The organism is Flavobacterium sp. PS2 (assembly GCF_046250155.1).
Lineage (GTDB): Bacteria > Bacteroidota > Bacteroidia > Flavobacteriales > Flavobacteriaceae > Flavobacterium.
This window is the reverse complement of record NZ_CP176426.1, coordinates 537,871-550,851: the sequence shown is the minus strand read 5'-3', so window position 1 is coordinate 550,851 and position 12,981 is coordinate 537,871. Positions and strand designations below refer to the sequence as shown.

At 31.2% G+C, this 12,981-nt stretch carries 8 protein-coding genes; 2 read left to right on the top strand and 6 right to left on the bottom strand.

Annotated features, from left to right (window positions below):
* Positions 1–37 precede the first annotated feature (37 nt).
* Positions 38–1,819, top strand: coding sequence for a 30S ribosomal protein S1 (rpsA, locus tag ACJ6WR_RS02320; RefSeq protein ID WP_409416944.1), 1,782 nt, complete (start codon positions 38–40; stop codon positions 1,817–1,819).
* Positions 1,820–2,297: 478 nt separating this feature from the next.
* Entirely contained in the window at positions 2,298–5,978 is a 3,681-nt protein-coding gene (locus ACJ6WR_RS02315; RefSeq protein ID WP_409416943.1) for a T9SS type A sorting domain-containing protein, read from the top strand.
* Positions 5,979–6,216: 238 nt separating this feature from the next.
* Here ACJ6WR_RS02315 and ACJ6WR_RS02310 read toward each other — a convergent pair whose 3' ends face one another.
* The 6 genes from ACJ6WR_RS02310 to ACJ6WR_RS02285 all read right to left on the bottom strand — a co-directional run bounded on the left by ACJ6WR_RS02310 (position 6,217) and on the right by ACJ6WR_RS02285 (position 12,953).
* A complete protein-coding gene (locus tag ACJ6WR_RS02310; protein ID WP_409416942.1) occupies positions 6,217–6,759 on the bottom strand; it encodes an ExbD/TolR family protein in 543 nt (180 codons plus the stop codon).
* A 59-nt stretch (positions 6,760–6,818) separates the two neighbouring features.
* Complete coding sequence (locus ACJ6WR_RS02305) at positions 6,819–7,349, bottom strand: ExbD/TolR family protein (protein WP_409416941.1); 531 nt, start codon at positions 7,347–7,349, stop codon at positions 6,819–6,821.
* Positions 7,350–7,781: 432 nt separating this feature from the next.
* Positions 7,782–8,198, bottom strand: a complete 417-nt coding sequence (locus ACJ6WR_RS02300; RefSeq protein ID WP_264286085.1) for an OsmC family protein — start codon at positions 8,196–8,198, stop codon at positions 7,782–7,784.
* 218 nt (positions 8,199–8,416) lie between these two features.
* Positions 8,417–11,452, bottom strand: coding sequence for a choice-of-anchor I family protein (locus ACJ6WR_RS02295; RefSeq protein WP_409416940.1), 3,036 nt, complete (start codon positions 11,450–11,452; stop codon positions 8,417–8,419).
* A 211-nt stretch (positions 11,453–11,663) separates the two neighbouring features.
* The gene (gene tpiA / locus ACJ6WR_RS02290) at positions 11,664–12,416 is read right to left on the bottom strand and encodes a triose-phosphate isomerase (protein ID WP_039117635.1); all 753 of its coding nucleotides are present in this window, start codon (positions 12,414–12,416) and stop codon (positions 11,664–11,666) included.
* Between the two features lie 42 nt (positions 12,417–12,458).
* Positions 12,459–12,953, bottom strand: coding sequence for a TlpA disulfide reductase family protein (locus ACJ6WR_RS02285; protein ID WP_039117636.1), 495 nt, complete (start codon positions 12,951–12,953; stop codon positions 12,459–12,461).
* Positions 12,954–12,981: the final 28 nt, after the last annotated feature.

Sequence of the window (12,981 nt, the reverse complement as noted above, 5' to 3'; positions counted from 1 at the left end):
GAAACTCAAGAAAAGCAGAATACAAATTTTTATCAGCATGTCTGAACAATTAAAATCACAAGAAGAGTTTTTAGCAAATTTTAACTGGCATAACTTCGAAGAAGGTATCGATGCAGTAGATGAGAAAAACTTACAAGAATTCGAAGACTTAGTATCAAAAACTTTCATCGCTACAGATCAAGAAGAAGTAGTAGAAGGTGTAGTTGTTAGAATTACAGATAGAGACGTTATCGTTGATATCAACGCAAAATCGGAAGGTGTTATTTCTTTAAACGAATTCCGTTACAACCCAAACTTAAAAGTTGGTGATAAAGTAGAAGTATTAATCGACATCCGTGAGGATAAAACAGGTCAATTAGTATTATCTCACAGAAAAGCTCGTACTATTAAATCATGGGATAGAGTTATTGCTGCAAACGAAACAGGTGAAATCGTTAATGGTTTTGTAAAATGCAGAACTAAAGGTGGTATGATCGTTGACGTTTTCGGTATTGAAGCTTTCTTACCTGGATCTCAAATTGACGTTAAGCCAATTAGAGACTACGATGTATATGTAAACAAAATGATGGAATTCAAAGTGGTAAAAATTAACCACGAATTCAAAAACGTTGTTGTATCTCATAAAGCGCTTATCGAAGCTGATATCGAAGTACAGAAAAAAGAAATCATCGGTCAATTACAAAAAGGACAAGTATTAGAAGGTGTTGTTAAAAACATTACTTCTTATGGTGTGTTCATTGACTTAGGTGGTGTTGACGGATTAATTCACATTACTGACCTTTCTTGGAGTAGAATCAACCACCCAAGTGAAGTTCTTGAATTAGACCAAAAATTAAACGTTGTAATCCTTGATTTCGATGATGAGAAAACAAGAATTCAATTAGGATTGAAACAATTAAACGCTCACCCATGGGATGCTTTAGATGCTAATTTAACTATTGGTGATAAAGTAAAAGGTAAAGTAGTTGTAATCGCTGATTACGGTGCATTTATCGAAGTTGCTGAAGGTGTTGAAGGTTTAATCCACGTTTCTGAAATGTCATGGTCTACTCATTTACGTTCTGCACAAGATTTCGTAAAAGTTGGAGATGTTGTTGAAGCTGTTATCTTAACTTTAGATAGAGATGACCGTAAAATGTCATTAGGTATCAAACAATTGACTCAAGATCCATGGACTGATATTACTTCTAAATACCCAGTAGGTTCTAAACATACAGGTATCGTTAGAAACTTTACAAACTTTGGTATTTTCGTAGAATTAGAAGAAGGAATTGATGGATTAATCTACATTTCTGACCTTTCTTGGACTAAGAAAATCAAACACCCATCTGAATTTGTAAATGTTGGTGAGAAACTTGATGTAGTTGTATTAGAATTAGATGTTGAAGGACGTAAATTATCTTTAGGTCATAAACAAACTACTGCTAATCCTTGGGATCAATACGAAGATTCTTTCGCTGTAGGAACTATCCACAATGGTGAAATTTCTGAAATCGTTGATAAAGGAGCTACTGTAGAATTCGGAGATGATATCGTTGCTTTCATTCCTACTCGTCACCTTGAAAAAGAAGACGGAAAGAAATTGAAAAAAGGTGATACTGCTGATTTCAAAGTAATCGAATTTAACAAAGAATTCAAAAGAGTAGTTGCTTCTCACACTGCTATCTTCCGTGAAGAAGAAGAGAAAAACGTGAAAGCTGCAACTGAAAATACTTCATCTAACTCATCATCTACAAATGCACCAGCTGCAACTTTAGGAGATAACAATGATGTATTAGCTGCATTGAAAGCTAAAATGGAAAAAACTGAGAAAAAATAATTCTTAAGTTTATCTAAATATAGAAAGTCCCACAGCAATGTGGGACTTTTTTTTGTGCTTTATATTTTTGTTTCAGGTTTTAAGTTTTTCTTTGTTTCAAGTTTTAGATTGTCACGCTGAGCGTCCCGAGGCTTCGAAAGAAGCGCATTTCTATTGAAAATTAATACTGTCAGTTTAAACGAAGTCGAGAGCATTAAATAATTGGAATTTGGAGTTTTTAAATTCGGAGTTTGAATTTTCAGGAGCTATTTCCTGCTATCCACTATATCTTTTTATTTTTAAAGAAAAAATAAAAAGGATGTCGTTACTATCAGGGCTATAAGAATCATTTTCATTAGAATATCATTACTTAAATAATAACGTGGACTATAACGTAAGATTCTTGGTTTTTAAGTGGCGATGTGGTTTATTTAGTTTATTTTAACAAAAAAAGTTGTGTTATTGTCTTAAAAAGTTATTTTTGTTCAAAAATAACTATATGAAGAAAATCTACTTTTTAATTCTGGTTTTATGCTTTTTTAATGGATTGAGTGCACAGGTTGTGAGTATTCCTGATGCAGTTTTAAAAAATATTTTGATTTCTACAAATTGTGTCGACACAGATAATGATGGTATAGCCGATAGTGATGTTGATACAAATAATAATAATGAGATTGATTATGATGAAGCTAGTGTAGTTAATAATTTATATTTGGATGGAAATATTAGCTCTTTAGAAGGTTTTAATTCTAATATTTTTTCAGGATTGAAAAACTTAAGTATTAAAAATACTTCTTTAACTAAAATAAGTCTTTCCTATTTTGGTTCGTTAAAGATCTTAAAAATAAATAATAATTCACAATTAAAATCTTTGCTTTTAACTTATCTGACTTCTTTATCAACTCTTGATTGTTCTAATAATCAATTGAATTTTATAAAAAGAGATAATACCAATAATATCGCTAACGTTAATTGTAGTTATAATAATTTGACTACACTATATTTTTCAGATATAAACGCATTAACTAATTTAAACTGCTCAAATAATAACATTTCAACTTTATTTTTAAATCGTCTATATAACGTTTTTAGTTCTCTAGAGTTTAATAATAATTTAAATTTAAACTCTATTTGTGCATATCAAAGTGATATTTCATTAATTCAAAATAAATTAGCAGAATATGGAATTGCTAATGTTGCAGTAGTAAATTCTTGTGCTTTACCTCCATGTGTGGAAGGAACCATATGTTTTGATGATGAAAATTTTAAAAATTCTATTTTAAATAATACAACTATTGATTTAAATTTTGATGGTGAAATTCAATTTTCTGAAGCATTACAAGTAACTACAATGAGTATAGCTCAAAATGTTAAGTCAATTAATACAATTAAGTATTTTACCAACTTAAAAAGTTTAACTATTGATAACACTCAAATTGGAGGAACAATAGATTTAACCAGTTTGGTTAATTTAGAAGATTTGACTGTACAATGGAACAGTATTTTTTCAACATTAAAAATTGATGATTTAACTAACTTAAAGACTTTAAATATTAATAATAATCATAATTTGGTCGGCTTGTATGCAAATGGACTTACAAATCTTAGCAATGTTAGATGTAATATTAATCAATACTTGTCTGTTTTTCAAATGAAAAACGCCCCTAGTTTATTAACTATTGATTGCTCAAACAATGCTATTACATCTTTAGATTTATTAAACGGTACAAACATAAAATCCATTAAATGCAGTAATAATAATATAACTTATTTAAACACTGGTTCTACAACAAATTTAATTGATTTAAATTTTTCCGGAAATAAAATTACCTCTTTTGTTTTTTTACCATTTGTAAATTTGCAAACGCTTAATTTTTCTGCAAATCCAATATCAATTTTTGATTTAACAGGGTTAAATAAGTTACAAAAGCTAGATTGTCAAAGTGGAAAGTTTTCAAAAATAGATGTTTCCTATTTACCTAATCTAAAAGAATTAAATTGTGGATATAATAATATTTTAACTGATATTTTTATTAAAAATAATAATCCTAATCAGGATTTGATAAAATTAGACATAAGTGGAAATTTAAATCTTAAACATATTTGTGCAGATATTATAGATTTTAATGTTATTCAAAAAAGCATAGATTTAAGTGGTTTAAATAATGTCTTATTAGATTCTAGTTGTAGCTGCGTAGGTGCTTGCAGTGATGCAATTATTAATTTTACAGATCCAATTTTTAAAGCAAAATTATTATCTGCAACTAATCAAAATTATGTGGCAAGGAATTTATATGGTTCTTATTTTAAAATTGATGCTAATAATGATAAAGAAATACAATTAAGCGAAGCGTTTAATGTTTATTCTTTGACTTTAAATGAAAGTAATATTTCTTCTTTACTTGGAATTGAATATTTTGTAAATCTTGGAGTATTAGATTGTTATATTAATAAAATTAAATTGCTTAATGTCAGCAATTTGTCAAAATTAACTTCCATTCAATGTCAGATTAATGGCTTAACTTCATTAAATATAAGTGGGTTAACAAAAATTCAACGACTTATTTGTTCTACAAATAGTTTAACATCTTTGGATCTTAGCAATTTAACCGAATTAACGCATCTTGACTGTTCAGCAAACCAATTGTCATCATTAATGATAAAAAATGGAATAGATGAAGACCGACTTTATTTTACTCAAAATCCCAATTTAAAATACATTTGTGCTGACGAATCTCAAATTCCAGCTATACAATCACAACTATTATCAGCAAATATGAAGGATTGTAATGTTAATTCGTATTGTACATTTAAACCAGGAGGTAAGTTTTATGCAATTAAAGGAAATAATAGATTAGATTTAGATAATAATGGATGTGATAATGGAGATATTAAATTTCAAAATATGAAAGTTAATATTGCAAATGAAGTTATAACAAACAGTTCCGCATCTGATGAAAATGGCGATTACAATTATTATGTTAAATCGGGGTCTTATAATGTTACTCCAATACTAGAAAACCCAGCGTATTTTAACGTTTATCCAACAACTACTAAAGTTACTTTTCCAACAGAATCCAGTCCATTTACTCAAGATTTTTGTATTACTGCAAACGGTGTTCATCCAGATTTAGAAGTTGTTTTATTACCATTAGAACCCGCAAGACCAGGTTTTAATGCTGTATATAAAATTGTCTATAAAAATAAAGGAAATACTATACAATCTGGTTCGGTAAGTTTAAATTTTGAGGATGCTGTTTTAGATTTCGTTATTGCAAAACCTACACCGGTGACTCATTCCTTTAATAATTTATCTTGGAATTTTGTTAATTTATTGCCATTTGAAACTCGCGAAATTAAATTCACGCTAAATGTAAATTCTCCAATAGAAAAACCAGCATTAAATATTGGTGATATATTAAAATTTAAAACAACAATAGCAGGTGCTGTAACAGACGAAACTCCAATTGATAATATATTTGCTTTTAATCAAACAGTTGTAGGATCGTTCGATCCAAATGATAAAACCTGCTTGGAAGGAACAGTTATTACACCAAGTCTAATAGGTGAGTATGTACATTATATGATTCGTTTTGAAAATACAGGAACCTATGCTGCGCAAAACATCGTTGTAAAAGATATGATTGATTTATCTAAATTTGATATTTCAACTTTAATTACAACGAGTTCAAGTCATTCTTTTGAAACAAAAATTACTGAAGGAAATAAAGTAGAATTCATTTTTGAGAATATCAATCTTCCTTTTGATGACGCTAATAATGATGGTTATGTTGCTTTCAAAATTAAAACAAAACCAACATTAGTAGTTGGGGATACATTTACAAACGAGGCAAATATTTATTTCGATTATAACTTTCCAATTTTAACCAATAAAGCAACTTCTACATTTCAAACAACATTAGGGACTGAGGATTTTGAGTTTTTAAATTATTTTACAGTATTTCCTAATCCTGCAAATGAGGTTTTAAATATAACTAATGCAAAGGATATCGAAATACAATCGATTGCTGTTTATGATGTTTTAGGGCAATTGGTTATTGCTATTCCAAATGCAAAATCAGTTTCTATAATAGATGTTTCGAATCTTAGAACAGGTAATTACTTTATAAAAATAAAATCGGATAAAGGAAATTCAAGTACTAAGTTTATTAAAAAATAATTCTTAGTTTTCCAGAATATAGAAAGTCCCACAGCAATGTGGGACTTTTTTTTATGCTTAATTTTTATCGCTCTGATAAAGTCGTAGAGTTTGAAAGTTTGTCTATATAGTAACGCGTGGATGATATGGATTTGCAAAAGCAAAGTCGTAGAGTATAACGGATTTTGGTTTATTCGCAAACTTGTCTTTCTGAGGAACGAAGAATCACTACAAGAATCACCGTTTGCTATATTAAGTTTTAGTTGACTGCCAACAATTCTGATTCCTCAGGTGTAAAATCATTTACAATTGCATAAGTTTCAATTTTAGCAATTGCCATTTCGTCCAAAATGTCCACTAAATTCTTATAATTGGATTTTTTACTTGGTTTTATAATTACAATTGGACCAATTTTAGGTTTTCCAATTGCTGCTGAATATTCCAAAATAGTTTTATTTCTATTAAAAAGTTCTTGACGGATTCCGTTCTTTCCATAATTTAGTTCTTTTGGACCAGTTATCGGAGTAAATAAAAGACCGGAATAACTAATAATTTTGTCATTATCATCCAGTAAAATGGTTATAATACGGCTCATATCTGCACCACAGCTGATAACGTGATGTTCTTCTTCATCGAAATCTTTCTCAGGTAAGCTTAAACTCATGATTTTCGGTTTGCCCAATTCAGTTGTAACCATAAAAAATACAATTAATAAAAAAGAAACACTTACCATGGCAGTTAAATCTACACGTGCTTTTAGTTTTTTGCTTCTTACTTTCTTATCTTTTTTGTAGATTTCCATAACTGATAGATTAAAATGAATGTATTATAAAATAAGTGAGATTGATTTATTTGTGTTCTTTATCTAGCTGCTAATAATTTTGATTCCTCAGGTGTAAATTCATTTTGAATAGCATAGGTTTCTATACCAGCAATTTTCATTTCATCAAGAATATTAACTAAGTTACCGTAGTTAGATTTATTACCAGGTTTTATAACTATAATAGCCCCATTTTTAGGTTTACCTATGCTGGCAGAATATTGGAGAATAGTTCTGTTTCTATTTGATATTTCTTTTCGGATGCCATTTTTACCATACTTAATTTCTTTAGGAGCTTCAATTGGATATGATAATAAACCTGAATAGGTGACTATTTTATCATTATCTCCTAATAATATTGTATAAAAGCGATTACTATCATAACATGCTATAGGTCCACAACCTTGCTCTTTATCAGGTAGACCAAAATCAAAATTTTTCGGTTTACCCAATTCGGTAGTAACCATAAAAAATACAATCAATAAAAAAGAAACACTTACCATGGCAGTTAAATCTACACGTGCTTTTAGTTTTTTGCTTCTTACTTTCTTGTCTTTTTTGTAGATTTCCATGATTGTGAGGTTTTAAATGATTTAAAAGTAAATCTGAGTTAGTTTAGGTATTTGTGTTATTTGGTTATCATAAATATAATAATTTTTGAATATGATTGAGAAATAAGTTGATTTGTTTTTTTATGTATTGCTATTTCAAAACAAGATATAAATATAAAAGTCCCACATTCCTGTGGGACTTTTATATTTAATTTTTATCACATTGAGCAGAGTGAAGAGTTAGAGAACTTATCTAAAATAGTAACGCGGATTAAACGGATTTGCTAAAGCAAAAACGCTGATAGAACGGATTTTTTTAAACAATGAAATAAAATCCGTTTTAATCTGTGTCTTCGCCTAAGCGAATCCGTTTAATCCGCGTACCTTTTTCAAGACAAACCAAGCCTTTGAACCTTTGTTACTTAGAATTTAAGAATCTTAGATTCTCTTTTTTTAAAGTAAATTCACCGTTAAAGTAATATTCGTTTTCAATAACTTTGATATCGGACAAATTTCTTTGGCTTTTAAAGCAGTTTTAGAAAACTCATCTTCGGTGATATTTGGAACTTTTCCCTTTAGATCCAAATTAATCTGAGTTATTGTGCCGTCTTCAAACGTAACAGTGGCTTCTGTATGCAAATCTTCGGGAACATAACCAGCTTCTGATAATAAGAAGCTTAATTGCATTGTAAAGCAGCCAGAATGAGCTGCAGCAATCAATTCTTCGGGATTGGTACCTACACCGTTTTCAAAACGAGTCTTGAATGATAGTTGTGCATTATCTAGAGTGGTACTTTGTGTACTAATAGTTCCTTTTCCTTCCATTCCGGTACCTTTCCAGTTGGCATGTGCTTTTCTAGTAAATTTCATCTTTTTTGAATTTAATGGGTTTATTAATAATTATGACAACTCAATTAATTGAATTTTATGTATTGTTTTGAATTTCAAATGATTGTATTCTCAAATATAATCAAATTTTGGTTGTAGAGACGCACAGCAGTGCGTCTTTTAGATGTTGTTAAGAAAAAAAACACGGTGAAGACGCATTACAGAGATACATTGCGAAGACACACTGCGGATCGTCTCTATTATTTCACAATCATTTTTTTGACAATTCCATCAGATGTTTTTACAAAATAAATCCCTGTAGAGAATTGTGATGTATTGATGGTTTGTGCATTTTTGGTAGTTAAAACATTTTTACCGTTTACATCAAATACCTGAACATCGGCAGTTCTGTTAAAATACACAATTCCTTTTTGCGACGGATTTGGGAATAGTGCAAAAGTAGGAGTGCTGTCCGAAATAAAATCGGGAGCTGATAAGCTTTTGGCATTAACTTCAAAGATGGTGATTGTACCACTTATTTCATTAGCTACAAGAATATATCCTTTTCCGGTAGGGCTATTTTCGGGAGCGATATAAGTAATACCTTCTGGCCCGTGATCTCCTGCATATGCCGATGTGCTTCGGCTATTTTTGTATTCTACAAATTTTGCATTATTAGGGTCGGTCACATTATATACCATAACTCCACCAACACGTTCTAATGATATGAAAGCAAAAGTTTCGCTTCCGATTTTTGCAGTTGTTATACCTTCAGGCTCCGGACCTTTGGCACGGCTTCTTGTTTTGGCAGTATTACTTTCGTGATCAGCATTAAAGAGTAATGGTAAATTTGAAGCTGTGTACATTTCGAAGTCGTCTCCGCTATCAAAAACAATTTGTTTGGTAGTTGTATTAAAAATAGAAAAAGAACGTGTTCCTACGCAATTGATTTCCTCAAATTCTGCATCACCATCTAAATTTCCATTTAGATTTGTTGTTCTAAAACGACCCAAATTATACGTTTGTTTTAAAACAGCTGCATTAGGAAAAATAGTTGCATCTAGATTGGTTGCTCCTACAGTTGTTCTTTCTACAAAACCAGTATATTCTTTTTCGTCACCTTCATTTGCTGTAACCAAATATGTATTTGCTCCAACAGTATAATTTGCAACTCCATCAGGAAGATAAAAGGCTTTTATAGGCCAATTGGCAATTAATACTTCGCCGTTGTTATCCGATACATCAAATCCATTTCCAGGAATGCTGATATCTTTTGTTCCTAATGCCCAGATATCGGTTATCGTATTATTGGTTAAATCAATCTCAGCAATAGCATTGTTTTCTTGGAAAGTTACCCATGCCTTTTTAGAGTCAGAATTTATAGTAACGTATTCTGGTTCTAAATCCTGAGATAGAGTACTCGTTAATTTCAGTTTTCGAACGCCTGACGCAATTAAAGTAGCTTCTTGAGCATTATAAGCTGTAAATAGTAATGTAGTAACATTTGATTGATTTAAAGCGGTAATTCCGCCAGAAATATCAATTATACTTACAGAACCTTCTGGATCTACAGTATAATCAAGATTTGGTTGTCCTTCATTGGCGGTCATAACCTTTTTTCCATCTGGTGAAAATGTAATCATATCGGGTAAAGCACCTACGATTACTTGTTTTTGAAACACACCATCGGTATCAAAAAATACTACTGAACCATTAAGGGCTTCATTTGTATTTGGAGAAGCAACAGCTACAATTCCGTTTTTTACCGCAACACTTGTTACGCCGCCATAAACATTCATATCTATAGATTTTATCACTTTTGGGGCTGTAGGGTCACTAAAGTTTATTACATCCAGGAATCCTGCAACTGCACTTGTAGTAAATAAGCGTTGAGAAGTTTTATCATGAACTACAATCTCGCAGGTACTCGTGTTACTTCCTGATGGATCAAAACTGCCTATATAATTTAGTTCGATTTCTTTATTAGGAACAGGAGCTAAACGATCATTATCTTTAATGTAAATTGTTGCTGTTGGTGTTCCTGTAATTGTATAACCAACAGGATTTTCTAAACTCAGTACAAAATATTCAGCTTGTTGTTCTTCTAAATTATCATCGATAATAGGAATTGTAATAGTTTGCGTTAAAGCGCTTGAATTGGTAAGATGCAAGGTTTGTGTACTTAAGGTAAAATCATTAGCATCAGCAGTACTAAAAGGCGCTCCTTTTACAACCAAATCGACAGAACCAGTTATCGGACTTCCTAAATTGATTACAAAATTCAGGTTTCCTGCATTTTCGTTTACAGTAACAAAGTTAGAAGCAAATGAAATAGTTGGACTAGCGGTTGTAAATAATGATGATTGTGTTGTAGTAATTGCATTGTTACTTAAATCTTCGATAGCATTTGGTAATAATGCCAGATAATAGGTTTGGTTATTTGCCAATGCTTGTGCTGGTACAATTGTAATTACCTTATCATTTACTGTTGCGGTAAATGGAATTAGGGTTCCAGTTGCATTATTTAAACGTAATTCTAGCAAAGATGCTACATTAGCGTTGTCTATAGTATTATCATTGATTAAACGGATACTTTCGTTAAAAGTAATCGTAGGATTAATTGTAGTGCTAATAGCTGTACTTGCGTTTGCAGGCAAAATAGTTGCGACAGGAGCGTTTGTATCTCCTCCACCATTAGGAGTTCCTTCGGTTGTGAAATTATCAAAACGATTATTTCCGCCAGTTCCGCCAGGACCTTGAACAAATTCGACCTTTAATTTAAAATTCGAATTGTTGTTTGCGCCTGTAATTGCTGTAAAATCTAAAGTAGCCAAACCTGGATCACCGTTATTTGGGGTGACTGGAATAAAGGAGATATATGTATTTCCGTCAAGAGAGTAGAACCAATTTTGTGTTCCTGCTCCTTGTGCAGAGCGGCGTGTAGTAAATTTTACAATTATATCTTTATAGCCTGTGGTTGGTAAAGCAAATACTAGTGCGCCACCTATAGGATTACTAAAGCGGAGGTGAGTTCCTGAAACTTCACTATTACGTGAGTTTAGATTTAAGAGATCAAAATTTTGTCCAGTTCCTCCATTAAATTCTATAAAACTAGTTCCTCCTGCAATGGCAGTTATAGTAGTTCCAGAAACCAGAGCAACACTTGGAGTTGTTATAGTTGCTACAGATGCAGGATTATTAAATGACCAGTAATTAATTAATGTTTGACTCCAGGAGTAAGAAGAGGTTAGGAGTAAGAAAAAATAAAGTAACCTTTTTGTGTAATGTTTTTTCATAGTTTGTAGTTTAGTAATAGACTACAAACATCACTTAAAACTGTTATAATAAGATTAATATAAAAACAAGGAATGATTAAATCAAAGACCTGAACGTTTACTAAAGGTTATTATTTGTGATTGTTATTCAGGTAATTATAAATTGATTAAATAAAAAAATGGTTTGAAAGTTTTACACTCTCAAACCATTTTATATGATATAACAGAAGTATTAAAGTGCAGTTACAATTGCAACAAAATCATCTGCTTTTAATGCAGCTCCACCAATAAGACCACCGTCTACATCTGGTTTAGAGAAAATTTCTTTTGCATTGTCAGGTTTTACACTTCCTCCGTATAAAATAGAAACTTCTTCAGCAATCTCTTTTCCAAAAGCTTTACGAACAGTTTCTCTAATAAATTCATGCATTTCTTGTGCTTGTTCTGGCGAAGCAGTTTCTCCAGTTCCGATAGCCCAAACTGGTTCGTAAGCAAGGATAACATTAGCCCAAGATTCTTTTTCTATTTGAAACAAACCATCAGTTAATTGGTTTTCAACCACATTAAAATGATTTCCTGTCTGACGGTCTTTTAATTCTTCTCCAAAACAGAAGATAACTGTTAACTCATGTTTTAATGCAGTATCTACTTTGTTAGCAATTAGAGCATCAGTTTCTTTAAAAATAGCTCTACGCTCAGAGTGTCCAAGAATAACGTAGTTTACACCAACGCTTTTAAGCATGTCTGCAGAAACTTCACCTGTAAAGGCACCGCTTTCAGCTTGGTGTACATTTTGTGCAGCAACCTCAATAGTTGTAAACTCTAAATGTGCAACTGCAGAAGCTAAGTTTACAAAAGTAGGAGCTACAATTACTTGAGCCTCACTTACAGTTGGTAATTTAGCAATTAATTCGTTTAATAAATCTTCAGTTTGCTCTGCGTTTTTATGCATTTTCCAGTTTCCTGCAACAATTTTCTTTCTCATCTCGGTTTGTTTTATTTTTTTATTTTTTGAAATTCTATACTTTTATTTTAAGCTTTGTAAAGTTTGATTGATTTTTTCAAAATCCTTTTCGATTGCACGATACAAAACAATTTTACCTTTTTTGTCCACAATGATATATCTCGGAATCCAATCTAAATCAATTGCTTTTCCAAAAACACCTTTCATACCATCATTCATCATAAAATGATCGCCTTTTATTTCGTGTTTTTCAATTCCAGCTTTCCATTTATCAGCAGTTTTATCTGCCGAAAGGAATAAGTAAGATACATCTGGATTGTTTGCTTGTAATTCTTTTACTTGTGGCATTGCTTTTACACAATCTCCACACCATGAAGCCCAAACTTCGATAACCAAAGTTTTTCCTTTATACTTTTTTAAGATGTCTTTAAAAGCAACCTGACTATTATCAGTCGCTAATAATTTTTCTGATAGCGCTTCTTTAGAAAAAGCAGTTTTTTGCGCATTTGTACAAGAAAACGTAACAAAAGCAATAAGCGATAGAACTATTTGTTTCATGGTTAATTATTTTTTACCAAAGTTAAAC